This window comes from Haloprofundus salilacus (genome assembly GCF_020150815.1).
Lineage (GTDB): Archaea > Halobacteriota > Halobacteria > Halobacteriales > Haloferacaceae > Haloprofundus > Haloprofundus salilacus.
Genome location: NZ_CP083723.1, coordinates 1,325,705 through 1,352,011, shown reverse-complemented (window position 1 = coordinate 1,352,011; position 26,307 = coordinate 1,325,705). Strand labels below are relative to the sequence as shown.

25 protein-coding genes and 1 pseudogene are annotated in these 26,307 nt (G+C 66.8%); 10 read left to right on the top strand and 16 right to left on the bottom strand.

The window, feature by feature from the left end:
* Positions 1-2: 2 nt before the first annotated feature.
* The 7 genes from leuD to LAQ58_RS06855 all read right to left on the bottom strand — a co-directional run bounded on the left by leuD (position 3) and on the right by LAQ58_RS06855 (position 7,574).
* Positions 3-638, bottom strand: coding sequence for a 3-isopropylmalate dehydratase small subunit (leuD, locus tag LAQ58_RS06885; RefSeq protein WP_224449862.1), 636 nt, complete (start codon positions 636-638; stop codon positions 3-5).
* A complete protein-coding gene (leuC, locus tag LAQ58_RS06880) occupies positions 635-2,056 on the bottom strand; it encodes a 3-isopropylmalate dehydratase large subunit (protein WP_224449861.1) in 1,422 nt (473 codons plus the stop codon). The genes leuD and leuC overlap by 4 nt, the downstream gene beginning before the upstream one ends.
* Entirely contained in the window at positions 2,049-2,351 is a 303-nt protein-coding gene (locus LAQ58_RS06875) for a DUF7989 family protein (RefSeq protein ID WP_425490695.1), read from the bottom strand. Before LAQ58_RS06875 ends, leuC begins: the two co-directional genes overlap by 8 nt.
* On the bottom strand, positions 2,348-3,403 hold the full coding sequence (gene ilvC, locus LAQ58_RS06870) for a ketol-acid reductoisomerase (protein ID WP_224449860.1): 1,056 nt from the start codon (positions 3,401-3,403) through the stop codon (positions 2,348-2,350). Before ilvC ends, LAQ58_RS06875 begins: the two co-directional genes overlap by 4 nt.
* Positions 3,404-3,413: 10 nt before the next feature.
* Positions 3,414-4,121: an acetolactate synthase small subunit gene (gene ilvN / locus LAQ58_RS06865; RefSeq protein ID WP_224449859.1), complete on the bottom strand. Its 708-nt coding sequence runs from the start codon at positions 4,119-4,121 to the stop codon at positions 3,414-3,416.
* A complete protein-coding gene (gene ilvB, locus LAQ58_RS06860) occupies positions 4,118-5,878 on the bottom strand; it encodes a biosynthetic-type acetolactate synthase large subunit (protein ID WP_224449858.1) in 1,761 nt (586 codons plus the stop codon). The genes ilvN and ilvB overlap by 4 nt, the downstream gene beginning before the upstream one ends.
* 481 nt (positions 5,879-6,359) lie before the next feature.
* Positions 6,360-7,574: a LeuA family protein gene (locus LAQ58_RS06855; protein ID WP_224449857.1), complete on the bottom strand. Its 1,215-nt coding sequence runs from the start codon at positions 7,572-7,574 to the stop codon at positions 6,360-6,362.
* A 415-nt stretch (positions 7,575-7,989) separates the two neighbouring features.
* On the opposite strand from LAQ58_RS06855, the gene LAQ58_RS06850 reads away from it, so the two are divergent.
* Positions 7,990-8,280: a DUF5779 family protein gene (locus LAQ58_RS06850; RefSeq protein WP_224449856.1), complete on the top strand. Its 291-nt coding sequence runs from the start codon at positions 7,990-7,992 to the stop codon at positions 8,278-8,280.
* A 54-nt stretch (positions 8,281-8,334) separates the two neighbouring features.
* Here the strand turns inward: LAQ58_RS06850 and LAQ58_RS06845 are convergent, their stop codons facing one another.
* From LAQ58_RS06845 to LAQ58_RS06830, 4 genes are all read right to left on the bottom strand, one after another.
* The gene (locus tag LAQ58_RS06845; protein ID WP_224449855.1) at positions 8,335-8,817 is read right to left on the bottom strand and encodes a cupin domain-containing protein; all 483 of its coding nucleotides are present in this window, start codon (positions 8,815-8,817) and stop codon (positions 8,335-8,337) included.
* Between the two features lie 79 nt (positions 8,818-8,896).
* Positions 8,897-9,676, bottom strand: coding sequence for a VOC family protein (locus LAQ58_RS06840; RefSeq protein WP_224449854.1), 780 nt, complete (start codon positions 9,674-9,676; stop codon positions 8,897-8,899).
* 106 nt (positions 9,677-9,782) lie between these two features.
* Entirely contained in the window at positions 9,783-10,391 is a 609-nt protein-coding gene (locus LAQ58_RS06835; RefSeq protein WP_224449853.1) for a TetR/AcrR family transcriptional regulator, read from the bottom strand.
* Between the two features lie 69 nt (positions 10,392-10,460).
* Positions 10,461-10,952 (bottom strand): zinc ribbon domain-containing protein, encoded by a 492-nt coding sequence (locus LAQ58_RS06830; protein WP_224449852.1) that lies wholly within the window; start codon positions 10,950-10,952, stop codon positions 10,461-10,463.
* A gap of 192 nt (positions 10,953-11,144) precedes the next feature.
* Here LAQ58_RS06830 and LAQ58_RS06825 point away from each other — a divergent pair, with 192 nt between their 5' ends.
* A complete protein-coding gene (locus LAQ58_RS06825) occupies positions 11,145-11,828 on the top strand; it encodes a hypothetical protein (RefSeq protein ID WP_224449851.1) in 684 nt (227 codons plus the stop codon).
* Between the two features lie 61 nt (positions 11,829-11,889).
* Positions 11,890-12,318, top strand: a pseudogene (locus LAQ58_RS06820) (JAB/MPN domain protein-containing protein); the annotation flags it as partial.
* Positions 12,319-12,394: 76 nt separating this feature from the next.
* On the opposite strand, the gene LAQ58_RS06815 reads toward LAQ58_RS06820, so the two are convergent.
* The gene (locus LAQ58_RS06815; protein ID WP_224449850.1) at positions 12,395-12,604 is read right to left on the bottom strand and encodes a ribbon-helix-helix domain-containing protein; all 210 of its coding nucleotides are present in this window, start codon (positions 12,602-12,604) and stop codon (positions 12,395-12,397) included.
* 80 nt (positions 12,605-12,684) lie between these two features.
* On the opposite strand from LAQ58_RS06815, the gene LAQ58_RS06810 reads away from it, so the two are divergent.
* On the top strand, positions 12,685-13,011 hold the full coding sequence (locus LAQ58_RS06810; protein ID WP_224449849.1) for a hypothetical protein: 327 nt from the start codon (positions 12,685-12,687) through the stop codon (positions 13,009-13,011).
* Between the two features lie 8 nt (positions 13,012-13,019).
* Here the strand turns inward: LAQ58_RS06810 and aglJ are convergent, their stop codons facing one another.
* Positions 13,020-13,979 (bottom strand): S-layer glycoprotein N-glycosyltransferase AglJ, encoded by a 960-nt coding sequence (aglJ, locus tag LAQ58_RS06805; protein ID WP_224449848.1) that lies wholly within the window; start codon positions 13,977-13,979, stop codon positions 13,020-13,022.
* Between the two features lie 117 nt (positions 13,980-14,096).
* On the opposite strand from aglJ, the gene LAQ58_RS06800 reads away from it, so the two are divergent.
* The 4 genes from LAQ58_RS06800 to LAQ58_RS06785 all read left to right on the top strand — a co-directional run bounded on the left by LAQ58_RS06800 (position 14,097) and on the right by LAQ58_RS06785 (position 18,708).
* On the top strand, positions 14,097-15,239 hold the full coding sequence (locus LAQ58_RS06800) for a glycosyltransferase (RefSeq protein ID WP_224449847.1): 1,143 nt from the start codon (positions 14,097-14,099) through the stop codon (positions 15,237-15,239).
* 69 nt (positions 15,240-15,308) lie between these two features.
* On the top strand, positions 15,309-16,385 hold the full coding sequence (locus LAQ58_RS06795; protein WP_224449846.1) for a glycosyltransferase family 4 protein: 1,077 nt from the start codon (positions 15,309-15,311) through the stop codon (positions 16,383-16,385).
* Complete coding sequence (locus LAQ58_RS06790) at positions 16,382-17,794, top strand: sulfatase family protein (RefSeq protein ID WP_224449845.1); 1,413 nt, start codon at positions 16,382-16,384, stop codon at positions 17,792-17,794. The genes LAQ58_RS06795 and LAQ58_RS06790 overlap by 4 nt, the downstream gene beginning before the upstream one ends.
* Positions 17,791-18,708 (top strand): LTA synthase family protein, encoded by a 918-nt coding sequence (locus tag LAQ58_RS06785; protein WP_224449844.1) that lies wholly within the window; start codon positions 17,791-17,793, stop codon positions 18,706-18,708. The genes LAQ58_RS06790 and LAQ58_RS06785 overlap by 4 nt, the downstream gene beginning before the upstream one ends.
* Positions 18,709-18,738: 30 nt before the next feature.
* Here LAQ58_RS06785 and LAQ58_RS06780 read toward each other — a convergent pair whose 3' ends face one another.
* The 3 genes from LAQ58_RS06780 to LAQ58_RS06770 all read right to left on the bottom strand — a co-directional run bounded on the left by LAQ58_RS06780 (position 18,739) and on the right by LAQ58_RS06770 (position 22,791).
* Positions 18,739-20,109 (bottom strand): sulfatase family protein, encoded by a 1,371-nt coding sequence (locus LAQ58_RS06780; protein WP_224449843.1) that lies wholly within the window; start codon positions 20,107-20,109, stop codon positions 18,739-18,741.
* 78 nt (positions 20,110-20,187) lie between these two features.
* Entirely contained in the window at positions 20,188-21,732 is a 1,545-nt protein-coding gene (locus LAQ58_RS06775; RefSeq protein ID WP_224449842.1) for an alkaline phosphatase family protein, read from the bottom strand.
* A gap of 24 nt (positions 21,733-21,756) precedes the next feature.
* Complete coding sequence (locus LAQ58_RS06770) at positions 21,757-22,791, bottom strand: glycosyltransferase family 4 protein (RefSeq protein WP_224449841.1); 1,035 nt, start codon at positions 22,789-22,791, stop codon at positions 21,757-21,759.
* Between the two features lie 170 nt (positions 22,792-22,961).
* On the opposite strand from LAQ58_RS06770, the gene LAQ58_RS06765 reads away from it, so the two are divergent.
* Positions 22,962-24,497, top strand: a complete 1,536-nt coding sequence (locus LAQ58_RS06765; protein ID WP_224449840.1) for a sulfatase — start codon at positions 22,962-22,964, stop codon at positions 24,495-24,497.
* Between the two features lie 89 nt (positions 24,498-24,586).
* Positions 24,587-26,197: an alkaline phosphatase family protein gene (locus LAQ58_RS06760; protein WP_224449839.1), complete on the top strand. Its 1,611-nt coding sequence runs from the start codon at positions 24,587-24,589 to the stop codon at positions 26,195-26,197.
* Positions 26,198-26,307 lie beyond the last annotated feature (110 nt).

Sequence of the window (26,307 nt, the reverse complement as noted above, 5' to 3'; positions counted from 1 at the left end):
CTTCAGTCATCGCTCTCCACGTACGGAAGCGACTGGGCGGTCTCCCGAACCGCGTTCCTGTTCGACTTCATCAGCGCGGTGGTGTCCCAGACGCCCTCGACGAGCGCCTTCCGCTGGGCGTCGTCCACCTCCAAGTCGACGACGGTGTCGCCGTAGGTGACCGTCTCGTTTTCGACGTTGACGTCGATGTCGCCGTCGGGGTTCTCGTCGATCCACGCCTGCAGGTCGGCGACGGTCTCCGAGTCGGCGGTGACCGTCGGGATGCCGAGCGCGAGGCAGTTGCCCGCGAAGATTTCGGCGAACGACTCGCCGACGAGGGCGTCGATACCCCAGCGCATCAACGCCTGCGGGGCGTGTTCTCGGGAGGACCCGCAGCCGAAGTTGGCGTTGACGACCAGCACCGAGGAGTCGCGGAAGCGGTCCTCGTTGAACGGGTGCTCCTTGGGTTCGTCGTCGTCGCCGAACCGCTGGTCGAAAAAGGAGAACTGGCCGAGACCGTCGAACGTGACGACCTTCATGAACCGCGCCGGAATTATCTGGTCGGTGTCGATGTCGTTGCCGCGGACGGGGACGCCGGTGCCGGAGACGTGGCGGACCGTGTCGGCCGGTCCGTCGGCGTTTTCCTCACCTGCACTCATACCGTCGTCACCTCCGAGAGGTTCCGCACGTCGGTAACTTTCCCTTCGAGCGCCGCTGCCGCGACCATCTGCGGGTTCATCAGGACAGTACGGCCGTCTTTGCTCCCCTGTCGCCCGATGAAGTTGCGGTTCGACGAGGAAGCACAGGCTTCGTCGCCCTCCAGTTGGTCCTCGTTCATCCCGAGACACATTGAACACCCGGCGTTGCGCCAGTCGAAGCCAGCCTCGCGGAATACGTCGGCGAGTTCCTCCTTCTCCGCCTGCTTCTGGACGCGCTGGCTGCCGGGGACGACCATCGCGCGAACGTCCGGGTGAACCTGCTGTCCTTCAACGATTTTCGCCGCGCGGCGCAGGTCGGGCAGTCGGGCGTTCGTACACGACCCGAGGAACGCCACGTCGATCTCGTAGCCTTCCATCGTGTCGCCGGGTTCGACGCCCATATGCTCCTGCGACATTCTGGCGGTCTCGCGCTTCTCCTCGGGGAGTTCCTCGGGGGCGGGAATCGGCTGGGTGACGCCGACGCCCTGCCCGGGGGTGGTGCCCCACGTGACGACCGGTTCGAGTTCGTCGCCGTCGACGACGACCACGTCGTCGTACTCGGCATCGTCGTCGGAGCGAATCGACTTCCAGTACGGTTTGAGTTCCTCGAATCGCTCGGGGTCGTCCGCGAACTCGTCGGTCTCCGCGAGCCACTCGTAGGTGGTCTCGTCGGGGTTGACGTAGCCCGCGCGCGCGCCGCCTTCGATGGACATGTTGCAGATGCTCATCCGGCCCTCCATGTCGAGGCGCTCGACCGCCTCTCCGGCGTACTCGTACACGTAACCGACACCGCCGTCGGTACCGAGTCGGCGGATGACTTCGAGGATGACGTCCTTGGCTTCGACGCCCTCGGCGAGTTCGCCAGTGACCTCGATTTTGCGCACCTTCTGTTTCTCCATGGCGACGCAGCCTGTCGCGAGCACGTCGCGAATCTGGCTCGTGCCGATGCCGAACGCGAGCGCCCCGAACGCGCCGTGCGTCGAGGTGTGGCTGTCGCCGCAGACGATGGTCTTGCCGGGCTGTGTGATGCCCTGCTCCGGTCCGATGACGTGGACGATGCCCTGATTGCCGCTAGTCGGGTCCGAAAAGTCGATACCCGCCTCGCGGACGTTCTCCTCTAGTTCGGCCATCATCTCCTCGGCGGCGTCGTCGCCGTACGGGCGCGACTGATCCGCCGTAGGGACGATGTGGTCGACCGTCGCGTGGGTGAGTTCGGGGTAGGCGACCTCCATGTCGCGCTCGCGCAGCATGCCGAACGCCTGCGGACTCGTCACCTCGTGGATGAGGTGGAGACCGACGAACAACTGTGTCTGTCCGGTCGGCAACTCCGCGATGGCGTGGCGGTCCCACACCTCGTCGTACAGCGTTCCCTCACTCATCTACCGATGCACCCGTACTCTCTCTATCGTCGCGTACTGCTTGCCGTTCGTTGCCCCCGCGCGCCCACACTTCCGACACGTCCTCACCGTGTCGGGGCGTGTGGTCCACGTCGCGCATCGTTCCGCGTCGGGCGCGCTCACTTCGCTCACCGCCGTCGGCCATCGCCGGCCCGCGCTGGAACACCGCGCCGAACGTCTCACTCGTGTGCGGATGGGTGTGGCTCACGGCGGCCATCGTCGTTTTCTCGTCTTCGTCGTTCACTTCTCGTCGGTCTCGTCGGTTTCGTTCGCTCATGCTTTCACCCGCGATTTCTCGTCTTCGTCCTCGTCGGTCGTCTCGCTCGATTCCTCCGCCCACGCGAACAGGCCCCGAAGCTCCTCGCCGACCGCCTCGATGTCGTGGCTCTTCTCGGCCTCGCGCAGTTGCTGGTAGCTCGGCCGTCCGGCCTGGTTCTCGACGATCCACTCGCGGGCGAACGTGCCGTTCTGGACCTGTTCGAGCACCTCCTCCATCCGCTCGCGGGCGTGGTCGTCGACGATCGCGTCGCCGCGGGTCAGTCCGCCGAACTCGGCGGTGTCGGAGACCGAGTCCCACATTCCGCCGAGCCCACCTTCGTACATGAGGTCGACGATGAGTTTCAGCTCGTTCAGGCACTCGAAGTACGCCATCTCGGGGCTGTAGCCCGCGTCGACAAGCGTCTCGTAGCCCGTCTTCACGAGCGAGGTGACGCCGCCGCAGAGGACGGCCTGCTCGCCGAACAGGTCGGTTTCGGTCTCCTCGCGGAACGTCGTCTCGACGACGCCCGCGCGCGTGCAACCGATGGCTTTCGCGTACGCCAGCGCCTCGCCTTTCGCCTCGCCCGTCGTATCCTGGTAGACCGCGACGAGACCCGGCGTCCCCTGGTTGGCCTGGTAGTTACGGCGGACGAGGTGGCCCGGCGACTTCGGCGCGACCATCGTCACGTCGATCTCCTCCGACGGCTGAATCTGGTTGTAGTGGATGTTGAAGCCGTGGGCGAACTGGAGCGTGTCGCCGGGTTCGAGTTCGTCCTCGATGACCTCGTACACCGCCGGCTGGACCGTGTCGGGAACCAGTACGGAGATGACGTCGGCGGCGGCGGCCGCCTCTACCGGCGTCTCCACCTCCAGTCCGTCGTCCTCCGCCACCGCGCGGGACGAGGAGCCCTCGCGCAGACCGACGACCACGTTGACGCCGCTGTCGGCGAGGTTCTGCGCGTGGGCGTGGCCCTGGCTGCCGTAGCCGAGGACGGCTACCGTCTTGTCGTCGAGGTGCGTTGCGTCCGCGTCGTCGTCGTAGTAGATCGTCGCGTTGAGTTCGTCTGTCATGGTTGGTGTGTCAGTTGTCTTCCGCGTCGGTTTCGTCGCGGTACGTCGAATTCTTGGGTTCGGTGGAGTGGCCAGGTTCCTCGCCGGGCGTCGTCGGCGTGTCGCCGCGGGCGAGCGCCGTCTGGCCCGTCCGCGCGATCTCGATGATGCCGAACTGCCGGAACGCGTCGACGGCGTCGTCTATCTTCTGCTGGTCGCCCGTTATCTGGACCGTGATGGTTCGCGGCCCGGCGTCCAGCGTCTCGCCCTCGTACATCTGAGTGATGGCGTGGACCTTGTCGGGTTCGTCGCCCCGTACTTTCAGGAGGACGAGTTCGGCGCGCACGGCGTCGCCGTCGAGTTCGCCCACCTGGATGACGGGTTTGAGCTTCCCCAGTTGCTTTTTTACCTGGTCGATGCCGGCGTCGGTCTCCTCGACGACGAGCGTGATTCGCGCGTGGCCGTCGACCGTCGTCTTGCCGACGGTGAGGCTCTCGATGTTGAACTGCCGCCGGGAGAATAGCCCCGAGACGCGCGAGAGCACGCCCGGTTCGTGTTCGACCAGCGCGGAGACGACGGCCGTTCGGTAGCGTGGTTCAGCTTCAACCTCCGGATCGATGCGGACGCCGTGGGCGTTGCGTCGACCGTCGGGGTGCGGTCTCTCGTCGGGCGCGGGACCCGGCATGCCGGGTCCGTCGAACTCGTACCCGGGGGCGTCGGCCGATTCGTCGCCGCTCATAGCTGGTCCTCCGAGAGGGCGAACTTGCCGTTTGCGCCGCCGCTTGCGACCATCGGGTAGACGTTCTCCGTCGGATCGATTCGGAAGTCGATCACAGACGGCCCGTTGTAGGCCAGCGCGCCCTCGATGGCGTCGGCGGCCTCGTCGTAGTTCTCGGCGCTGAAGCCGCGCGCGCCGAACGCCTCCGCGAGTTTGGCGAAGTCGGGACACCAGTCGTACTCGGCGGCCATCCGGCGGCCGTCGAAGAAGGCGTCCTGCCACTGCCGGACCATCCCGATGTACTCGTTGTTCAGGACGGCGACGGTGATGTCGAGTTCCTCGCGGACGGCGACCGACAGCTCCTGAATCGTCATCAAAAAGGAGCCGTCGCCGTCGACGCAGACCACGTCTCTGTCCGGCGCGGCGAGTTTCGCGCCGATGGCCGCGGGGAGACCGTAGCCCATCGTGCCGAGACCGTGCGAGGAGACCCACGTCCGCGGGTTCGTGAACGTCCAGAACTGCGCGGCCCACATCTGGTGCTGGCCGACGCCCGTGGTGACGATGGTGTCGTCGGGGGTCGCCTCGTCGAGCGCCTCGACGACGAACTGCGGTTTCAGCGGTTTGTCTTCGGGCGTCTCGTACGCCAGCGGGTACTCCTCCTTCCACGTCTGACACTGCTGTCGCCACTCGCGGGCGTCCGGCGACTGGCCGACTTCGTCGGCAAACTGTTCGAGGACGGCTTTCGCGTCGCCGACGACCGGGTAGTCCGCGTGGACGTTCTTCGAGATTTCGGCCTCGTCGACGTCGACGTGGACGACCTCGGCCTCGGGGGCGAAGGTGTCGACGCCGCCGGTGAGTCGGTCGTCGAACCGGCAGCCGACGGCGACGAGCAGGTCGCAGTGCGTGACCGCCATGTTCGCGTAACCGGTGCCGTGCATCCCTGCCCACGACAGGCAGAGCTCGTGGTCCTCGGGCATCGACCCGATGGCGGGCATCGTCGTGACGACGGGAATGCCGTTGTCGACGGCAAACGCTCGGGCTTCTTCGGTCGCATTCGCCTTGACGACGCCGCCGCCGAACAGCAGCAACGGTTTCTCCGCGCGCTCGATGGCGCGGGCGGCCGTCTTCACCGATTCAATCTCGGCGTCCGTCGGCGGCGTCGTCGTCTCGGGGGGTTTGGCCGGACCGGGTTCGCGATCAGTCTCGGCCATTGTCGTGTCCTTCGGCAGGTCGACCAGCGTCGGTCCCGGTCGTCCCTCCGCGGCGAGCGCGAACGCCTCGCCCACCGTGTCGCCGACGGTGTCGGCGTCGCTCGCGAAGTAGTTGTGCTTCGTGATGGGCGCGGTGACGCCGGTGGTGTCGGTCTCCTGGAACGCGTCGGAGCCGACCATCGTCGACGGGACCTGTCCCGTCAGCGCGAGCATGGCGTCCGAATCCATGTCGGCGTCGGCGATACCGGTGACGAGGTTCGTCGCGCCTGGGCCTGACGTGGCCAGACAGACGCCGGGGTCGCCCCGGACGACGCCATAGGCGTCGGCGGCGTGCGCCGCCCCCTGTTCGTGGGCCATCGTTACGTGGTGGATGTCGGAGTCGTACAGCGCGTCGTAGATGGGCATGATGGCCCCGCCCTGCACGCCGAACGCGGCTTCGACGCCCGCGTTTTCGAGCGCGCGAACGACCGACGACGCGCCGGTGGTGACCGGCGTCCGTTTCCCGTCGGTCTCCGTCGCCGCGTCCGTCGTCTCGTCGGTCGTCGCGGCGGTCTGTTGTTCGCTCATGCTGTGCTTCCTCTTCGGTCTCGGTCGTGTGTGGGTGGTCGGTACGGTCGCATCGGTGGTGTGCGTGTGGCTCGGTGTCGCGGAGCGCACGCGGTGACCGCGCGGCTCCTTCTCGAAAACGGTGCGAAACGGGGTCGGAAGAGGGGGTGGTGAGGGGCTAGGCGGCCCCTACAATAATGAGCGACCGGACGACAGTGCTGTCGCCGCGGGGCGACGGCTCGGGGGCCGTCGCGGACATGCGGCGCGTGACTGACTGTCGCATCTCGTTCACCTGCTATCGCCGGTCGGTAAAAACCCTTTCGTGCCGTGCAAACGTTGCCCGGACGAGTCGCTCTCGCACGGGAGGGTGCTCGGACCCCGTGGCGGGATGGTGTCCAGACCCCGCGGAGCGAGGTGGGAACGCAAGCTGTCCCGGGCGCACGGTTCGTCGCCGAGTGGTACACCCGTGGCTCGCCGGAGCCTGCGACGCCGCGCCGGAACATCAGGCCTGGACCTCCTCCGGTTCCTCGACGCCCGTGTCGCGGGCGAACTGTTCCAGCACGCTCATCGTGACGCGGCCGCCGTCCGCGCCGTAGTCCTTGATGCGGCGGGTTATCTGGCGGACTTCGGCGTCCGTCGGCGAGTAGCCCGCGTCCTCCAGTCGTTTCCGGACCGAGTGCGTGCCGGTGTGTTTGCCCAGCACGAACTCGCGTTTCGCGCCGACCATCTCCGGCGTCATCACGCCGGGTTCGAAGGTGTCGGCGTTCTCGATGACGCCCGCTGCGTGGATGCCGCTCTCGTGCGAGAAGGCGTTCCGTCCGACAACCGGTTTGTTCGCCGGCACCGGGATGTCCGACTTCTCCTCGACGATGCGGGAGAGTTCGGTGATGCGCGTGGTGTCGACGCCGGTGTCGACGCCGTAGATACTCTCGGCGGCCATGACGACCTCCTCAAAGGCGGCGTTGCCGGCGCGTTCGCCGATGCCGTTGACCGACACCTGCGCCTGCGTCGCGCCCGCCTCGAACCCCGCCATCGCGTTGGCGCTGGCGAGGCCGAAGTCGTCGTGTGTGTGGACGTCGATGCGCGCGTCGGTGTGCTCTTTGATGGATCCGATGAGGTCGCCGAAGCGCGTCGGCGTCGCCACCCCACACGTGTCGGGGACGTTGATCCAGTCGACGTCCGCCTCGGTGACGGCCTCGATGATCTCGTAGAGGAACGCCTCGTCGGTCCGCGTGGCGTCCATCGGCGAGAACATCGCGTCGACGCCCGCCTCCTTCACTCGTTCGACCGATGCGACCGCTCGCTCGACCGCCTCATTGCGGGAGGCGTGCATCGAGTCCTGTAGCTGTACGTCACTGGTGCTGACGAACACGTGGACCATGTCGACACCGGCGTCCAGCGCGGCTTCCACGTCGCCGTCGACGACGCGGGCGAGCCCGCAGGTCGTCGTCTCCGTCGCGGCCGCGATGTCGCGGACCGCCTCGAACTCCGCGTCGGAGTTGACAGGGAACCCAGCCTCGACGACGTGAGTGCCCATCGCGTCGAGAATCGACGCAATCTCCCGCTTGTCGTCGTAGCTGAACGAGGTACGCGGCGACTGCTCGCCGTCGCGCAGGGTGGTGTCGAACAGTCGTACCGTCTCGATTTCAGATTCGCAGTTCAGTGTGCCGTCGAAGAACTCGACCCGCCGGGGTATCCGACGTGTCCTCCGTGTCATTGTGAGACATCGTGTCCCGTGCTCGGGGTGACCACATATATAAACCTGTCCCTCCGACAGATTCGCAGTGCGGCGAGGGGGACACGAACGTTCGTGAACGATCATCGAATCGTACGACAGCAACGTCCTATTATTCATTGGGTGTCCTTATATTCAACAGTAGAGTTGGAGGGGAGCTACAGGCGAGCGTCACGCGAAACGGACCGAAAACGGTGGCAGATCACCGTGCTAACGAGTCGCGCGCGGATCGTCACGACGAGTGACGAAAACTGGACACTCGTTCGGAACGGGACTCCAGTTGGCGACGCAGGTGACCGATCGGTCACAGAGAATCGGAGCCGAGCGCGCCCGGGAGTGAGAGCGAGGCGCACGGAGAAGGCGAGGATTTTTCTCACCCTCGCGCAAGTGGCGCAGTATGAGCGAGTTCGACCTCGACCTGCGAAACGCCGAATCCCACATCGAGAACGCCGAGATCCGCGGCGACGTGGTTCTCGGCGTTCTCGACGGGTCGACCGAACCGGCCGAGTGGGTCCGAAATGTCAGAGAAGGAAACGTGCTGGTGTTGTCAGTACACGGCGACCTAAACAAACTCGCTGCCGGGTTCGCCCGCGAGGTCAAGGACATGGGAGGCCAACTGATGCACTTCCGGAAGTTCCTCGTCGTCAGTCCGCCGGGCGTCGACATCGACACGGACCGACTGCGGTGAGAAACGCGACAAGCAGGTGGCGAGACGTGACGGACGGGTAGCGGGGCGCGACACTCACTCGAAGCGCCGCGTCTCGACGCCGCACTCCGCACAGGAGAGGACGTACACCGTCCGCCCAGCGTCTTCGACCGCCTCGTACGTTCGGTCGGTCGCGTCGCCGCAGGCCGGACACTCCTCCTCGATAACCGCGCCGTCGGCGTCTTTCGGCGCGCCGACGGCGACGAATCTGCAGGGTTCCTCACCCGCGGCGACGGCGCGGTTCGGCGCGCCTCTCGGAACGAAGAACGCCTCGTCCGTCCCAACCCGGAACTCGCCGTCGGGCGTCTCGACGCGGAGTTCGCCCGAGAGCACGTAGAACAGTTCCTCGTGATCGGGATGGCGATGGTACCCCCACGGGATCTGCTCGCCCGGTTCGGCGGTGAAGACGTTGAAACCGAACTCGGTCGCGCCGACCGCCTCGTCTATCTCCTTCTTCTCGCGTGTCGGGTTCGGCGTGTTCGGCACCGACTCCACGGACACCTTGCGGTACTCGGGCATGGAACGGGGATTCAGGCCCCTCGCCCTTACGTCCGCGGACCGCGGCAGAACCGACTGGCTACGCGTCGGTCCCGGTTCGTCACCCGAACGACGCGTCGGTGTCGGCAGGGACGAACGTCAGCACGTGCCCGTCTGGATCGCGGAGTCGTCGCTCATCGGCGGCGTCGGTGGCCAGTGACTCACAGGCGAACTCGGAGAACGTCGCCGCGGTCGCTTGGGGGTCGTCGACGGCGAGACCCAACTCCACGTGGACGCCGCCGCGCGCGTCGGCGAGTCCCAACTGCGGTTCCCACAGTTCGAGGTCGAATGGGCGATAAGGCGAGTCTTCGCGAGGCTCGGCCGGTCCACGGAGGCGAACACGCCGCCGGTCGTCGCCGCGGTCGACCTCCTCGAAGCCGAGTTCGGCGTACCGTCGCTCCGCGGCGTCGAGGTCGGTCACTTCGAGGACGACCTCGAAGATACCCGTCAGCGACGGCGGGGAAGCGTCGGCGGCGGCGGAAGCGTCATCCCCACCCCCCTCGCCGTCGGTGCCGCCGATCTCGACGCAGTGGTCGTCGGGGTCGTCGACGTACAGCGACCGGTACGACCCGAACTGCACCTCCTCGGGCTGTAACTCCGCGAGGCGGTCCAGCCACCGGTCGTACTCCTCGCCGGGCGCCGAGAACGCGAAGTGGGTGTGGAGTCCGCCGCGCGGGACGCCCGTCGGACGGCAAATTCGCAGGTCGACGGGACCGACGGGGTAGACGAGCGTCCGCTCTGAGGCGCGCTCTGGATCGAGACCGAGGCGGTCGCCGTAGAACGACCGCGCGCGGTCGAGGTACTTCACTTCCAGCCCGAGGTGTGCGAGACCGACCAGCATGGACTGACGGTACGCTCGTGGGCGTCAAGAGGGCGTCGCCGAATCGGAACGCGTCGAGGAGCGAACGTCAGGGGCGGACGCCGAGAGAGACCGTCGCCGAAAGCGACTACGCGTCGTCCTCGGGACGGAGTTCGTCGATGAGATACTGAAAGAGCGCGTCGCGGAGTTCGTCGGGCGCGTCGTCCTCGTCGAGCGTCACCCAGCGGACGCGCGCGCCCTGCAGCGCCGAGAGCACGAGCGTCGCGACGGCGTCGGGGTCGACCTCGCGGAACGTCCCCTGTTCGACGCCGTCGGCGACGATGTCGACGAACAGGTCGTGGATGGCGGCGTCGTTGGTCGCCAACTGCTCGCGGAACGCCTCGTTGTGAGGCGCCTGTGCCCGAAGTTCCAAGAGCGTCGTCTGAAACGCCTTGTGCGCCTCGCGGTCAGGACCGAACAGTAGCATGTCGACAAGCGTCGTCAGGCGGTCCAGCGGGTCTGACTCCTCGTCAAGCGCGAGGCGCTCGTCGAGTTGTGCCAGCATGTAGTCGAGCAGCGCGACGAGCAGTTCGTCTTTGGTGTCGTAGTGGTAGTGCAGAAGCGACTTGCTCTTGTCGAACTCGTCGGCGATTTTCTGCATCGTCAGGCCGGCGTAGCCGTGCTTGGTCAGCGCGGTGAACGTTGCCTTCATGATGGCGTCGCGCGTCGGTCTGTCCGTCGTCTCGGTGTCACCCATCGCTCGGTTTGACTCGTCGAACGCGGCGCTTATACCTTCTGTCTATCGCCGGCGACTCGGGAGTCTCGGTCAGTTCTCGTCGTCGGCGACGGCGACTCGCTCGGCGCACCACGGGCAGAACTCCATCCCGGCCTCGAACTCCTTGCCGCAGTTGGGGCAGTTCACCGTCGCGTCGGCGGTCGAATCCGCGGCGGTAGCGCCGACAGCGTCGGCGGCCGAGGTCCCGGTTCCTGCCTCGGCTTCGGCGTCTCTCAGCGACCGAACGCCGACGAGGTACGCGTCGACGGCGCTCGCCGTGGCGACGACCGAGAGCAAAAGCAACTCTTCGAGCACCGCCGACGGAATCGGCGTCTGCGGGGGCGCGAACAGTCCGCCCTGCGCGAACGACGCGTTGACGAAGTCGAGCGTCTCCGGGGAGACGAACACCTGCCCGACGACGATGACGAGAAGTAGCCACGCCGCCGCGCGCCGCCACCGTCGCAGGTAGATATGTCCGAGACCGGTGACGGTCAACCCGAGCAACCCGGCGACGAGCGGCTTCAGCCGTCGGAGATTGACCATAGATGAGAAAATCGACAGTCGAACTTGAACGTTCTGCTCGGTAACAACGAGGCCCCGGAGTTGTCCCGGAGCGATCTTGGAGCGATCCCGGAGCGATTCTGGAGCGACCCGAAAGCCGAAGACAGCGGCCGAGCGAGCCGACGACGCCTCCTCGGAGCGTCATTTATCCGTCTTCCGCCCCAACGAGAAACCATGCCGATGAAAGGCGGCCGCGAGGACCTCCGCGAGATAGACCGGTGGGACCACGGCGTCGGGTGGATCGCTCACCCCCACGAGGAGATGCAGCGGGCGAGTCACGCGCTGGAGCTCGACGGCGATGTGTGGGTCGTCGACCCCGTGGACGCCGACGGCGTCGACGACCTGCTCGATGACCTCGGCGACGTGGCCGGCGTCGTCGTCGGTCTCGACCGCCACAAACGCGACGCCGCAACGCTCGCATGCCGACACGGCGTCTCGGTGTACGTCCCCGACTGGATGAGCGGCGTCGCGAAGAAACTGAACGCCGACGTAGAGCGGTTCGGCCGCGAACTCGGCGACACCGGCGTTCGGGCGCTCACCGTCCGCGACTCAACGGTGCCACCATGGCAGGAGGTCGGCCTGTACGACGAGTCCAGCGGGACGCTCGTCGTCCCCGAGTCGCTCGGAACGGCCCCGTTCTTCCTCGCCGAGGGCGAACGCCTCGGCGTCCATCCGATGATTCGTCTGTTCCCGCCGACGCGTCCGCTGTCGAGTTTCAATCCCGAGCGGATTCTCGTGGGTCACGGAGCGGGCCTCCACGAAAACGCCCGTGGCGCGCTCGCCGACGCGCTGGAGAACTCGCGGAGGCGGACGCCGTCGCTGTACGGCAAGACGCTGAAGATGATGGTCTCCGGTTGACACCGGGACAGCGACCCCGAGCGACCGCCCGCGTCGAGTCAACGAGGTTATACCACCGCACCCAGAACGCCCGCGCGTGGTCTACGTAACCCGCGGGTTGGTCGAGGTGCTCTTGGACCTCGCCGAGGACGCCGAACCGGAACGGACGAACGTCGTGTTGGCGACAACGCCCGCCGACGAGTTCGAGGCGAACCTCGGACTGGCGCCCGAGACGCCCGTGCTGACGCATTTCTACCTGCCCGACGCCGGCCGGTCGGTCAACGCCATCTTCGGCGTCGACCTCGCGACGCCCGCGGGTCGGGGTCGCGCACGGTTTATCAGCCATCCACAGGGGAAGCTCGAAGTGACGAAGCGCGACGACCTCGCCGGGGTCGTGCTCGTCGCCGTCCCACCCTGGGAGGACGAGTCGCTCGCGGCGTTCGACCGGACGGGGACGCGACTCGAACTGTCGATTCTCGACGGCGAACCGCCGAAAGAGTCGTTGACGTGAGGCGCGGGGACCGAGCCACGCGAGAAACAGAACCGTCGCGTCCGCGGAGAGAGGCGAGACGCGAGAGGACGCGGCGCTATTTTAGATAACCGAGGTCGGTCAGTTGGTCGGCGATCTCCTCGAACTCGGCCTCGGTGAGTTGGCCCTGTCGCTGGTGTTGGATGACGATACTCCGGAGCAGGAACCGGACGAGGTCGCTCGTACTGGAGAAACTCGTCCCTTCGATGGTCTCGTCGACGCGTTCGGCGAGTTCCTTCGGAATGGAGACGGTCGTGTACTCCGTCATACGCACCATCAGGGACGGCGGTCGGATAAAGACGCTGACTGTCGCCGGGGTTTTTGTCCTTCGAGTCCCAACAGCGCTCAATGGCAGCGCGGCCCCCACAACGCGATGACTCCGAACCAGACCAGATCGAGTTCGGCATCGCCGCTCTCGACGCGCGGCTCTCGAACGCTGGAGTAGAGTTCCCGGCGACGAGCGACGAACTCGTCGAGTCAATCGACGCCACCGAGATCCCCTGCGACGCGTCGGGGAACACGCTCTCGCTCTCGGAGGCGCTTAGCCGGGTACACCAGGACCGCTTCGAGAACAAGATGGAACTCCTCGACAAACTCCACCCGGTGTTCGAGGAGGAACGGGCGGCCGTCGGCAAGAGCGTCTTCGGTCGCCTCCGCGCGCTGGTTCCGTTCTGAGGGACCCGTTACCGTCTCTGTTTCTGCGTTCGCTTAGCCGGCGACGCGTCCGACTCCCCGTCGTCGAGTTCCTCGATTCGGCGGAGCTGTTCGCGGTGGAAGGTAAGAATCATGTCCGCCAGCACGCCGAAGATGAGCAGTTGGACGCCAAAGAGGATGCCCGCGGCCGCGCCGAGGGCGATGACCTCGTGGGAGGTCCGGGGCGGGACGAACCACTCGAAAGCGACGTAAAAGGCCATGACGACGCCGGTGAGCGTCGAGAGCGTACCGATGCTGCCGAAGTAAAACAGCGGGTTGTTCGTCTTCGCGCGGCGGTACAGTTCGAGGAAGATGACGCTGCCGTCGCGGAACGGGCGGAGGTTCGTGTCCGACCCGTCCGGCCGGGGGTGGTAGGTAACCGGTACGACCGCCGTCGGCACGTTCCGCTTCGCACACTCGATAGACATTTCGGTCTCAATGCCGAAGCCGTCGGCGGTGAGGTTGAGTCGCTCGAACGACTCGCGAGTGAACGCGCGGTAACCGCTGAGGATGTCGACGAAGTTCTCCCCGTGGATGTAGGCGAACGCGCGGTTGACGATGCGGTTACCGAGTTTGTTCAACCTCGTCATCGCGCCCGAGCGCATGTCGGCGAAGCGGTTGCCGACGACGTGCTCGTAGCCGCGGTTGAGCGGTTCGAGCATCGCAGCGGCGTCGCTCGGCGGGTTCGTTCCGTCGCCGTCGGCCATCAGCACGTACGGCGCGTCGATGTACTGCATCGCCTCGCGGATCGCTTGCCCCTTTCCCGTCCCCGTCTGCGTCTCGACGCGCGCACCGCACTGGCGGGCGATGTCGCGCGTGCCGTCCGTCGAGTTGCCGTCGATGACGAGGATGTCGGAAAACCCCTCCGCGCGGTATCCGTCGACGACCTCGCCGATAGTCTCGGCCTCGTCGTACGTCGGAATGAGCACACAGACGTCGGCACGGTCCATTTCGAGATGACCTGTGTGAGGGTCGTATAAAAACGCTTCCTCCTGTTTCGGCGTCGGCGACCGAGTTCGAAAACCACATCGCGGGGATTTTTGTCGCCGCGTCGGATATCGGCAGCTATGAAGCGTCTCGCCCGGCTCTCCGGCTTGTTGTTCTTCCTCGCCGGTCTGCCGTACGCGCTGTTCCTGCTACTGTTGGGACTCGTCCGACCGGAGGGGTCGCCCGCCGAGAAGCGCCCGAGAGAACCGACGGTCAGCGTCATCCTCCCGACGTACAACGAGGAGCGAATCGTCGAGAACAAACTCGAAGATATCCTGTCGCTCGACTACCCGATGGAGAAAGTCGAAGTCGTCGTCGTCGATTCGAGCGACGACGCGACGCCCGAACTCGTCGAGGCGTTCTTCGATGAGCGCGACGCGCCGACGCTGACGCTATTGCGCGAGGAGGAGCGCCGCGGACTGGCAATCGCGCTCAACGAGGCGTACGCGGCGGCGACGAATGAGGTAGTCGTCAAGACCGACTGCGACTCGAAAATCGCGCCCGACGCGCTCCGCGAGGCAGTGGCGAACCTCGCCGACCCCGAGGTGCAGGGCGTGACCGGCCGCAACGTCGACGTGCTCGGCGGCAGCGAGGTCGAGGAGGGGTACCGCGACGTTCAGGCGCGGATTCAGACGCTGGAGTCGCATCTCGACTCGACGCTCATCTTCCACGGCCCGTTCTCGGCGTTCGAGCGCGACGCTATCGTCCCTATCGACGAGGACTCCATCGCCGACGACACGGAGTTGGCGCTGAAGATCCGCAAGAACGGGGGCCGAGTCGTCTTCGACCCGGCGATACAGTACATGGAGGCGTCGCACTCGGCGTTCCGAAAGCGACGAAAGCAGAAGGACCGCCGCGCGATGGGCCTCATCCGTCTGCTCTCGCGCAACCGTGACGCGCTGTTCAACCACGGACTGTACGGCTGGGTCGTCCTCCCGTTCAACTGGTGTTTCATGGTGATTTCGCCGTGGGCGCTGGCCGGCGGCATCGTCCTCTTCACGCTCGCACTGGCGGCGTTCGGTGGTCCGCTCGCACTCGCGATTCCGGCGCTTCTTCTGACCGTTGTCGCGCTGGGGTCGGCGGAGCGACTCGGCCCGGCGCAGCCGGCGTACGCGCTGTTCGACACGCAGATCTCGCTGTGGTGGGCTAGCGTCAGGCTTCTGCAGGGCGAAGGCGGTCCCATCTGGGAGGTAGACGCCGAACTGCGGGAGGCGTACGAGTGAACCCGAGCGCCGAGTCGGCGCCGCGGCGACTGCGAGGGAAACGGCGAACGCGCCTCGAGTGAGCCGACGATGCAGGTTCTCCAAGTCACGCACCGATACCCACCCCGAGCGGGCGGCGTCGAGACGCACGTCCGGCGAGTGAGCGAGGAACTTGCCGCTCGCGGTCACGTCGTCACCGTCGTCACCGCCGACGCCGGGTCCGGCGTGTCGCGGCACGAGCGCCGAAACGGCGTCCAAATCCGTCGTTGCCGCGGTGTCGCCCCCGGCGGCGCGTTCCACCTCGCGCCAAGCGTCGCGCGGGTCGTCGCCAACGTGGGCGCGAACGCCGACGTGGTTCACGCGCACAACTACCACTCGTTTCCGCTCGCGCTGGCGGCACTGGGCGTCGGGTCGCGCCCGTTCGTCGCCACGCCGCACTACCATGGATCCAGCGCCGATGGCCTCCGCGACCGACTGCTCGGACTGTACCGACCGGTCGGCGGGCAGGCGCTTCGCCGCGCCGACGCCGTCGTCGCGGTCAGTGAGTGGGAGCGAGAACAGTTGAAACGGGATTTCAGCGTCAACGCGACGGTGATTCCGAACGGACTCGACGTCGCGCGGTTCGAGGACGCGACGCCCCTCGAGCGCTCCCGGCCGTATCTCCTCGCAGTCGGCCGACTCGTCGAGTACAAGGGCGTCCAGTACGCGATTCGCGCGCTCGCGTCGCTACCGGAGTACGACCTGCTCGTCGCCGGAAGCGGCCCGTATCGGACTGAACTGGAGACGCTCGCGCGCGAGAGCGGCGTCTCCGACCGCGTCGAGTTTCTTGGGTACGTCGACGACGGGGAGTTGCCGAGGCTCTACGCGGGCGCGGCGGCGCACCTCACGCTGTCGACGCACGAGGCGTACGGGATGACGGTCGCCGAGTCGCTCGCAGCCGGGACGCCCGCGCTCGTCAGGGAGGCGGGCGCGCTCGTCGACTGGACCGACCGGCCGGACTGCCTCGGCGTCTCGCGGGTCGACACCGAGACGGTGGCCGACGCGGTCAGGACGGTGGTGGAGTTCGACGCGCCCGCGACGCCGCTGCCGACGTGGAGCGAGGTGGTCGACGCGCTCGAGAGAAAGTACCGTGCGCTTTTATCCTCCGACGCGGAGGGTCGGCCATGAACGTCCTCCTCGTCACCGTCGACTCGCTGCGGGCCGATCGGGTGGACGACCGGGTGATGCCGTTCGCCCGGTCGTTCGCCGACGGCGCGCTGGAGTTCGCCGACTGCGTCGCCAACGGGCCGTCGACGCCGGCGTCGTTCCCGGCGATTCACGCCAGTCGCCACTTCGCGAGCATCGAAGGGCTGGGCATCCCCGAGTCGAGAGACTCGTCGCAAGCAACGCGAAGCGGTGGTGTGGTGACGCTCGCCGAGCGACTCCGCGACGCGGGGTACGCCACCGCGGGCTTCACGGACAACCACTTCGCCAGCGGCAGTTACCACTACGACCGCGGCTTCGACCTGATGCACGACGCCAGCGGCTCCGCCGAAGCGGGCAAACTCAAACAGTTCGTCCAGTCGAACCTCGACAAAGACGGTCCCCTGTTCCGGATCATCGAACGCGTCTACAACCGCGTCGACGCCGCGATGGCAACGGCCTCAGGCGGCGACGCTAGCGAGTACGAGCGCGCCGAGTCGCTCAACCGACGCTTCCTCGACTGGGTTGACTTGCTCTCCGACGACCGACCGTGGTTCGCGTGGCTTCACTACATGGACGTCCACCACCCCTACGAGGCGCCCGACGAGTACCAGCGACGGTTTCTCGACGCGCCGCGCAGCGTCGCCGACTGCCGCCGGCTCTCGCGGAAGGGGACGCACCACCCAGAGGAGATGACCGACAACGAGTGGGAGACAGTTCGCCGCCTCTACGACGCCGAGTGTGCCTACGCCGACGACCAGTTCGAGACGCTCGTCGGCGCGTTAGAGGAGCGGGGGGTACGAGACGAGACGGTCGTCTGTCTCACCGCCGACCACGGCGAACTCGTCGGTGAGCACGGCCACGCTGGCCACCCCCCCGAGTTCTGGGAGGGCGTCGTCCGCGTGCCGTTCGTCCTCGACGGCGTCGCTAACGAAGACGAATCAGCGTACGAGAGCGGAACCGTCGACGGCCAGATTCGACTGCTCGACACTGCGCCGACGCTCGCGGACGCGGTAGGCGTCGACGCCCCGACGGCGTGGCAGGGCGAGTCGGCGCTCGAACTCGCGCGGGGCGAGGTCGACGCCCGCGAGTACGCTTTCGGCGACGTGGGCCGACAGGTCGACTACGGGCGCTGCTACGCTCGGCGCGCCGACGGGTGGAAACTGCTCCGCCACGTCGACGACGGCGAGTTCTTCTTCAACGTCCGCGAGACGCCCGACGAGCGACCCGAGGACGACCGCCGCAAGTCGAACCCGACGGAGTACGAGGCGCTGAGCGCGGCGCTCGACGACCACCGCGAGCGGATGCGTCGCCTCCGCAGCGACGACGTCGCCGTCGACGAGGACGACGAGATGGTCGAGAAACACCTGCGGGATTTGGGGTACATGGAATGACGCTGGGCGACTGGGTCTCGGACACCGGAGATAGAGTCCGAGACGACGGCATCGCGGGCCTCCGCGAGAGCGGCTACGAACTGTACCTAGGAGGATTGCGCCGCGTTAACGAGTTATACCCCGCGGGCACGAACGTCTACGACCGCGAGTGGGACGCGCTCGTCCTCCTCGACGCCTGTCGCGTCGATCTGATGCGAGAGGTCGCTGACGAGTATGCCTTCTTGAACCGTCCCGACGAACTGGTCTCCGTCGGCAGTTCCTCTATCGAGTGGATGGAGCGGACGTTCACCGATGACCACCGCGAGGAGATGCGCCGGACGGCGTATGTCACCGGCAACCCGTTCAGTCACCGGGTGCTCTCCGAAAGCGACCTCCTGCGACTCGACGACGTGTGGCGCTACGCGTGGGACGACGACGCCGGGACGATTCCGGCGCGCCCCATCACGGACCGCGCCATCGCGGCGGGTCGAGAGACGGACGCCGACCGACTCGTCGTCCACTACATGCAACCGCACTTCCCGTCGGTTCCGGACCCCCTCGGCGGCGGGATGAACAGCGAGACGCTTGGCGAGGGCGCCGGGTGGGACTCACCGTGGGACCGACTTCGACGCGGCGAACTCACCGAAGAACGAGTGTTGGAGAGCTACCGGGAGAACCTCCGCTACGTACTGGACGACGTTGAACTCCTCCTCGAAAACCTCGACGCCGAGCGGGTCGTCGTCAGCGCCGACCACGGCAACGCGAAGGGCGAGTGGGGCGTCTACGGTCACCCGAAGGTACCGTTGTCCTCGGTTCGGCGGGTGCCGTGGTACGAGACGACTGCTGAGGACGAGAAGACGCACGAACCGACGACCGAGCGAAACGTCGAGCGCGGGGATATTGAGGAGAAACTGGGCGCGCTTGGCTATCTCTAATCTGTCGAAGGTTTCGAGCGCAGACGACTCTCAGTCGATGTACCCAAGGTTCGTGAGGCGCTCCTGCACGTCGCTCATACCGTCACCATCGTCGCCGTCGTCAGCGCCCGCCGAGACGGTGACGCCTTTCCGGTCGCGGAGGTGCGCCCTGAGCACCGCTTCGAGCTCCTCGGGGTGGTCGCCCCAGCGGTCCTCCCGTTCGAGCGGGTCGTCCGGGCGGTAGTAGGCGTGCCATCCCGTGTCAGGGTGGTGGAGCACCTTCCACTCGTCGCCGACCGCTGCCGCTCGGGCGTCGCCCTCGCCCGCTAAGTTCTCGACGACGACCAAATCACGCTTCTCGCGCTCGTCGCCGAGCAGCGACGGCCGGTCTGCGAGGCATTCGTCGCTCCCGGCGATGTCTAGAATCGTGCTTCCGAGGTCGAGGAGCGTGTGTGGGCCGTCGACGCGGCCCGTCTCGCCGACGTTGCGCATCACGAGCGGGACGCGTGTGAGCGTGTCGTACATCCGCTGGGAGGAGTGGCCGTACTCGCCGTGCTCGCCGAGTTCGTCGCCGTGGTCGCTGTGGACGACGAGCGCCGCGTCGTCGTTGCCCGTCTCCTCCAAGAGGCCGTCCAACTTCCGGAGGAACGCGTCTGCGTGGCGTATCTCGTTGTCGTAGGCGTTGACGATGGCCGGGCGTCTGTCGCCGGTGCGTTCGGGGTACCGCCGCATAACGTAGTTCCAGAAGTGCGCGCCGCGGAAGCCCGGTTGGTCCCATTCGCGGTGCTCCGGCGGCGCGCACCACGGGTGGTGCGTATCGACGAGTAGCACCCAGAAGAACCACGGTTCGGGCGCCTCTCTAACGAACTGCTCCACCTCGTCCCACATCTGCTCCCACTCGACGTACGACGGCGTCTTGAGCACGATATTTCGCCCGTGGACGACCGCGCCGCCGACGCCGAGGCGACGCAGCGTCGGCAGCACCCGCTCTTTCTTCACTCGGTTCCACCGCCGCGCGGAGTCGGAGTCGCCGTCGGACTCGGTGACGACGTTGTCCTTGTAGACGTCCCACCCGCGGTCCCAGCCGTAAAAGCGGCTCATGAGCGCGTTCGAGTGGACCGCGCCGGTGTAGTAACCGGCCTCGGAGAGCGCCTCGGAGAGGAAACGCCGGTCGGCGTTAGCCGCCTTCCAGTCCGCGGGTTCGATAGACTGCTGGGTCGCGTCGGCGTGCGCACCGGTGAACGCGCCGGTGAAACTCGTGATGGTGCCAACGCCCGGAACCTGGGCGTCCTCGAAGACGAGACCGTCTTCTGCGACGCTCGTCAGAAACGGGGCGGTCTCCCGCTCGTAACCGTGCGAGGAGAGGTGGTCGGCGCGGACGCTGTCCCAGGAGACGAGGAGGATGTTCGGGCGGTCGGACATATGCCATTAGCATCACCATCTCGTTTGAATTTTGTGGGTCCTAGCGACGCCGAGCGGTGAATCGGCGTTCACCGGGCGTCAGTCGATGTAGCCCAAATCTCGAAGCGTCTCCTCTACCTCCCCTCCCGCCGTCTCTCCGCCGCCGGTCGTCGCCGTCTCCGGTCCCTCCTCGACGCCCCGTTGCTGGGGTTCGCCGACGAGGATGGCCCGCTGGACCTCTCCGTCGACGTCGGCGGGGACGGGCGCACCGAACCAGTGGAGGATGGTCGGCGCGAGGTCGTAGAGGCTGCAGTCGAACCGCCCGGAGCCGAAGCCGTCGCCCCACGCGCCGAAGACGCCCTGTCGCCGGTGGGTCGCCAGCCACTCGGTCCGCTCGCCGAAGACCCGGCCGCCGATTGCTTCGGGGGCGTCGACGCCCGTCGCGTACTCGACGACGAGGTCCGGCGCGCGGTGTAACTCGCCCGAGTAAATCTCGTCGGGTTCGTGGACCGCCGCTGCGACGGGGTCACCGTTGGGCGTCTCCAGCGAGGAAAGTGCCTCGGTCAGCGACTTTCGGTACGACGCGCGCGCAGCGTCGCTCTCGAAGGCGGCGTCGTTGAGGTAGATGGGACCGCGGCCGAGCGAAATCGCCTTCGTCTCCGCCCAGTCGACGGGGGCGTCCTGAATCGCGACGCGACCGCTCTCGCTGGGGAAGAAGCGCTGCATCGACTCGGGAATCAGAGCCTGCGCGAGGTTGACGAGGCCGAGTCGGGCGACCGTGCGCTTGAGACGCTCGCGCGTGATGCCGACGGTGGCGAGCGCGTTCCGCCCGCCCGCGTCGCCGACAACGAGGTCGCCGCGATCGGCGAGCCACTGATTGACGAGGAACGTCTCGTCGATTTCGGCGAAGCCGTGGTCGCTCATCAGGAACACCGCTTCGGTGTCCTCGCGGTCGAGAAGTGCCGTGAGTCGCCGGTCGATGCGCTCGTACAGTTCGCGAATTTTCTCGGGCCGGTCCCAGAGCCGGTGTTGGACCGTGTCGGTGACGAAGACGGTGAGGTGGACGAGGCCGCAGCCCTTCTCGTCGGCGAACCACTCTGCGGCGTCGAAGCGCTGGTCGGCGAGCGTCTTCGCCTCCGAAATCAGCTCCTCCGGCGTCGCCTCGTCGAGGACGAGGTCGGGTTTGGTCCGATACTCGGGGACTGCGTCCAGCAGCTCCGATTTGAGCGAGTTCGGTTTCGTGAACTCGCCGTGCTCGGAAGCGGGACTCCCCGCGACGGTCAACACGCCGTCGTCGGTTTTCGGCGGATGGGTCGTCGGCATGTTAACGACGGCGGGGGTGACCCCCTCGTCGGACAGCACGTCCCAGTACTCCCGCGAGCGGAAGTTCGAGGAATCGTTCGTCGTTATCGACCGCGACTCGCGGTCGAAGCCGAACCACTCGTAGACGCCGAGCTTACCGGGGTTCTTGCCGGTCGAGTAACATTTCCACGCGGGGAAGGTGATGGGCGGGAGGGTGCTCTCCAAGTTCCCGGTGACGCCCTCGTCGACGATGCGGGCCAGTCCCGGGAAGTCGCCCGCGTCGATGCCGTCGCGGAGCAGCGACCAGTCGGCCCCGTCGAGTCCGACGACGTAGACGGTCATGTCCGGGCTATCGGCGTAGCCGCGTTAAAGTGCTTCGAGAACGCCGTCGAACGCCTCGGCGAACGCCGCCTTCCGCCTCTCGGCGTCGAACGTCGCGCCGCGCATGAGCGCACGCGATGAGAGCACTCGGCGCTCTGAGCTGTCGCATCCGAAGTAGGCGACGACGCCCGCCGCGAGCGCCGCCGGCGACGGGTCGACAACGAGTTCGGGCGAAAGCGCCCCTGCCTCCGAGCGCGTCCCCGTCGTCTCGGTGACCAGCGGCGGCAGTCCGGCGCGCATCGCTTCGAGTACGCTGACGGGGAACGTGTCCATCCGCGACGGCTGGACGTAGAGCGAGGCGGGCGCGAGGGCGTCGCCCAGATTCTCGACGTAACCGCGGACCTCGACGCCGGGCGTCTCGGCGTACGATTCGGGGTGACCGCCGCCGACGACGTGGAGTTCCGCGTCGGGGACCGACTCGCGGACCGTTGGCCACGCCTCGACGAGCATGTCGACGCCCTTGTAGCGCCACGGGCGGCCGACGGTGACGGCGACGTTGTCGTCGAGCGCCGGCGTCACGTTGCCGAGCGCGTCGTACACCTCCGGTTGGACATACGGGTGCGCGACTTCGATGGGCGTGTTGGGACCGACGATAGGTCGGGTGAACTCCGCCGCAAATTCGGAGACGGCGACGACGCCGTCGATAAAGCGCGACCCGACCGCGCTGATAGCCGGTTTCCCGAACCGGCCGACGAGCGATTTGAACCCCGAACTCCCCTCGAACTCCGGGTTACCGAGACTGTAGAGACCGTGGTCAGCGCAGAGGTAGACGAGTTTCGAGCGTCGGATTGCGCGGTGTGCGAGCGCCGCGTACAGGGGGCGCGATCCTTCGACCAGATACGCGTCGTATTCGGGGTAGCGAAGCCCGTTGTACACGTCGCCGACGACGCTGTCGGAGAGCGACCCGAGCGAGTGCCGCTGGAAATCGACGAGGTCGGCGCCGATGGCCTCGGCGAACCCCCGGTGAGCGGGGTGGGGGTCCTGATACAGCATTGCGACCCGTGCGGTCCGTCGGTTCACGGGAGAAGCGGCGAGCGAGAGCCGTATAAATCCGCTGGAGTCGGACACGCGGACGAAGCGGAACGGGGGTACACGAAGCCGAAGTCGAGGACGACGCCGAAGCCGAACACGCGAAGGATGCAGAATCCTGACACGCAAGCGATATTGCAGTCGCTTCGGAAACGGCCGTTATGGACTCCCCGACGGACGCGTCCTCGACGGGCGCGCTTTCGACGGACGCACCCGTGCCGAACGTGCTCCTCGTCATCTGCGACACGCTGCGTGTCGACGCGCTCTCCTGTTACGCCGCCGACGCGCCGCCGACGCCGAACCTCGACCGCCTCGCCGCCGAGGGAACGACGTTCGACAACGCGTTCGCCGTCGGGTCGTGGACGCCGCCGTCGCACGGCGCGCTGTTCACGGGTCGGTACCCCTCCGAGACGGGGTTCGCCGGGGCGTGGCCGACGCTGTCAGACGACGAGACGGTTCTGGCCGAGCGGTTCGCCGAGGTGGGCTACGCGACCATCGGGATTCCCGGCCCGTCGAAGATGGGTTCGCCGGTCGGTCTCGACCGGGGGTTCGACGAGTACTACGAGGTGTACGAGGAGATGGCGGCGCGGCCGTCGCTGCCGTACCTCCGCCAACTGCTCACGGACGGGTTCGTCCGCCGCGACCTGTTCCGACTCGCCACCCGCGGCAACGACTACTACACGGAGATCAAACTGGAGAAACTCCGCCGGTTCGTCGCCGACGCCGACGCGCCGTGGTTCGCGATGGCGAACCTCACTACGGTTCACGCGCCGTACTGGGTGCCGAAGCCGTACATGTGCGAGGAGACGCCGGAACTCAGTCGTCCGTTCTTTCCGCTCCTCGAAGAGTTTCTGCCGTCGACGGTGCGGTTCGACCGCGACGACGTGCGACCCGAACGGCTGTTCGCGGCGGCCGACGGCGCGTCGGCGACGAGCATCGCGATGCGGCAGTACGAGACCGGCGAGTATCTCACGGAGGCGGAGCACTCGGTGCTCCGGGCGTGGTACCGCGCCTGCGTCCGGTATCTGGACGCCCGACTCGGCGCGCTGTTCGACTGGCTCGACGAGACGGGGCGCCGCGAAGAGACCCACGTCGTGCTCACCTCCGACCACGGCGAGTGTTTCGGCGACCACCGGACGATGTACCACGGCTACTTCCTGCACGACGAACTGCTCCGCGTCCCGCTCGTCCTGAGCGGCCCGGAGGTTCCCGCCGGGGAGCGTCGCTCGGACCTGGTCTCGCTCGTGGACCTCTTCGACACGCTCTGCGACCTCGCGGGCGTCCCGGCGCCCGAGGCGACGAGCGGGCGGTCGCTGTTCGCCGATGGCGCGAGCGACGCGAGCGACGCGGATACAGTGGATGCCGCACGCGGCGCGGTGTTCGCCGAGACGGCGGTCATGGACGAACGCGACCGGGAGGCGGCCTCGGATGTGTCGGCGGAGACACTCGCGGCGTTTGAGACTGGCAAGAAGTCGATTCGGACGGTGACGCACCGCCTCGAACGCCGGTCGGACGGTAGCGAACGACTGTACGACGTGCGGACGGGCGATGAGATCGACGAACCGGAGGTGGCCGACTCGCTCCGCGAACGACTAGTCGGGACGCTCGGCGAGGAGTTCGTCGTCGATGTCGACGACGAACGCGAGTACAGCGCGGGCGTCGAGCGGAACCTCCGCGAACTCGGCTACCTGGAGTGAGGTCGCCGTCGACCAGCGGTCGACCGAGGGCCGCGTCCGAAAACGACCAGATAGGGAGCGTTTTAACCACCAAGCCTGTGCGCAAAAGCATGCGTACCCTGTTGGTCGGACTCGACGCCGCCTGTCTCCCCGTTCTTCGACCGCTGTTCGACGACGGGGAGCTGCCGACGCTCCGCGAGACGTTCGAGGAGGGCGCGACCGCGCCGCTGGAGTCGCAGATTCCGCCCTGGACCGCGAGCGCGTGGCCGTCGCTGTACACTGGGAAGAACCCGGGCAAGCACGGCGTCTTCGACTTTCTCTCCTTCGACGGCTACGAGTGGGACATCGTCAACTCGACGGACGTGAAGGCGCGGACCGTCTGGGAGTACGCCGACGAGGCGGGCCTGACGAGCGTCGTCGTCAACGCCCCGGTCACCGACCCACCCCGGGAGTTCGACGGCGCGCTCGTGCCGGGCTATCTGGCGACCGAGAAGCCGCGCTGTCACCCCGAGGGAATTCTGGAGGACATCGAGGACGAGGTCGGTCCGTACCGCGTCTACGCCGAGCGAGAGACCGACGAGCGCCGCAGCGACGAGGCGAAGTTCCGCGACTACGTCGAACTGACGCACCTCCGCGGGCGGACGTTCTGCTACCTCGCCGACCGGTTCGACCCCGAGTTCGGTTTCGTCCAGTTCCAGAAGACCGACGCCGTCTTCCACGACTTCCCCGGCGACCAAGCGAAGGTTCGAGACATCTACCGCGCTGTCGACGAGGAACTCGCCGAGATTCTCGACGCCTGCGACCCCGACACGGTCGTCGTCGCCAGCGACCACGGGATGGGCGAGTACGACGGCTACGAGTTCCGCGTCAACCAGTTCCTGAAAGAACAGGGTCGAGTCGTCACCGTCCGCGGCGGACAGGACGTGCCGTCGTGGTTCCAGATAAAGGACAGCGAACTGACCGACGAGTCCGGCGGGGACGAGAGCCGCGACAAGCAACTGCTCTCGGCGGTCGCGGCCGCGGCGGCGCGGGCGGGACTGACGTACCAGCGCGGTAAGGCGATTCTCGACCGCTTCGGAATCGCGGAGTTCGTCGGCCGCCACGTTCCTGTCTCAGTTGTATTCGCCGCCAGTGAGTCCGTCGACTTTGCTGCCTCGGAGGCGTACCTCCGGTCGCCCTCGGAGTTGGGCGTCCGACTGAACGTCGAGGGAAGAGAGCCGAACGGCGCGGTGGCCGAAGAGGAGTACGACGCCGTTCGCGAGGCGCTGATGGACGAGTTGCGCGCGGCAGAGACGCCCGAAGGAACCCCGGTGTTCGACCGCGTCGTTCTGCGGGAGGAACTGTTCGAGGGGCCCTATGCGGACGAAGCCGTCGACATCGTCACTGTGCCGACCGAGTTCGAGCACTCGCTGTCGGCGCTCGTCGGCGAGCAGTTCGGCGACCCCGAATCGTGGAACCACAAACTCGACGGTGTCGTCTCGGTGTCCGGTGAGGGCGTCGACGCCGACGCCGACCTCTCGGAGGCCCACCTGTTCGACGTCGCGCCGACGGTGTTGACGACATTGGGCGTCGCACCGGACGTCGAGATGGACGGCTCGGTACTCTCCTGTGTATCTGGACCAAAGCCCGAGACTTATCCCGAATTCAACGTTGGCGGGCGAGCGCGAACCGACGACGAAGACGTCGAGAGTCGACTCGCTGACTTGGGGTATCTAGAGTAGTTTCAGAACAGTTCAAGCAATGAGACTGGCAGAACACTACTTGTTCTCTGTCAGAGAACTGCTCTGTGTGTTCCTGCTCGACTCACGCCGAACCAGACTCGCCCTCGTCG

Coding starts and splice junctions, on each gene's coding strand:
- leuD (WP_224449862.1), bottom strand. CDS start 638: ATGAGTGCAGGTGAGGAAAACGCCGACGGACCGGCCGACACGGTCCGC.
- leuC (WP_224449861.1), bottom strand. CDS start 2,056: ATGAGTGAGGGAACGCTGTACGACGAGGTGTGGGACCGCCACGCCATC.
- LAQ58_RS06875 (WP_425490695.1), bottom strand. CDS start 2,351: ATGAGCGAACGAAACCGACGAGACCGACGAGAAGTGAACGACGAAGAC.
- ilvC (WP_224449860.1), bottom strand. CDS start 3,403: ATGACAGACGAACTCAACGCGACGATCTACTACGACGACGACGCGGAC.
- ilvN (WP_224449859.1), bottom strand. CDS start 4,121: ATGAGCGGCGACGAATCGGCCGACGCCCCCGGGTACGAGTTCGACGGA.
- ilvB (WP_224449858.1), bottom strand. CDS start 5,878: ATGAGCGAACAACAGACCGCCGCGACGACCGACGAGACGACGGACGCG.
- LAQ58_RS06855 (WP_224449857.1), bottom strand. CDS start 7,574: ATGACACGGAGGACACGTCGGATACCCCGGCGGGTCGAGTTCTTCGAC.
- LAQ58_RS06850 (WP_224449856.1), top strand. CDS start 7,990: ATGAGCGAGTTCGACCTCGACCTGCGAAACGCCGAATCCCACATCGAG.
- LAQ58_RS06845 (WP_224449855.1), bottom strand. CDS start 8,817: ATGCCCGAGTACCGCAAGGTGTCCGTGGAGTCGGTGCCGAACACGCCG.
- LAQ58_RS06840 (WP_224449854.1), bottom strand. CDS start 9,676: ATGCTGGTCGGTCTCGCACACCTCGGGCTGGAAGTGAAGTACCTCGAC.
- LAQ58_RS06835 (WP_224449853.1), bottom strand. CDS start 10,391: ATGGGTGACACCGAGACGACGGACAGACCGACGCGCGACGCCATCATG.
- LAQ58_RS06830 (WP_224449852.1), bottom strand. CDS start 10,952: ATGGTCAATCTCCGACGGCTGAAGCCGCTCGTCGCCGGGTTGCTCGGG.
- LAQ58_RS06825 (WP_224449851.1), top strand. CDS start 11,145: ATGCCGATGAAAGGCGGCCGCGAGGACCTCCGCGAGATAGACCGGTGG.
- LAQ58_RS06815 (WP_224449850.1), bottom strand. CDS start 12,604: ATGACGGAGTACACGACCGTCTCCATTCCGAAGGAACTCGCCGAACGC.
- LAQ58_RS06810 (WP_224449849.1), top strand. CDS start 12,685: ATGGCAGCGCGGCCCCCACAACGCGATGACTCCGAACCAGACCAGATC.
- aglJ (WP_224449848.1), bottom strand. CDS start 13,979: ATGGACCGTGCCGACGTCTGTGTGCTCATTCCGACGTACGACGAGGCC.
- LAQ58_RS06800 (WP_224449847.1), top strand. CDS start 14,097: ATGAAGCGTCTCGCCCGGCTCTCCGGCTTGTTGTTCTTCCTCGCCGGT.
- LAQ58_RS06795 (WP_224449846.1), top strand. CDS start 15,309: ATGCAGGTTCTCCAAGTCACGCACCGATACCCACCCCGAGCGGGCGGC.
- LAQ58_RS06790 (WP_224449845.1), top strand. CDS start 16,382: ATGAACGTCCTCCTCGTCACCGTCGACTCGCTGCGGGCCGATCGGGTG.
- LAQ58_RS06785 (WP_224449844.1), top strand. CDS start 17,791: ATGACGCTGGGCGACTGGGTCTCGGACACCGGAGATAGAGTCCGAGAC.
- LAQ58_RS06780 (WP_224449843.1), bottom strand. CDS start 20,109: ATGTCCGACCGCCCGAACATCCTCCTCGTCTCCTGGGACAGCGTCCGC.
- LAQ58_RS06775 (WP_224449842.1), bottom strand. CDS start 21,732: ATGACCGTCTACGTCGTCGGACTCGACGGGGCCGACTGGTCGCTGCTC.
- LAQ58_RS06765 (WP_224449840.1), top strand. CDS start 22,962: ATGGACTCCCCGACGGACGCGTCCTCGACGGGCGCGCTTTCGACGGAC.
- LAQ58_RS06760 (WP_224449839.1), top strand. CDS start 24,587: ATGCGTACCCTGTTGGTCGGACTCGACGCCGCCTGTCTCCCCGTTCTT.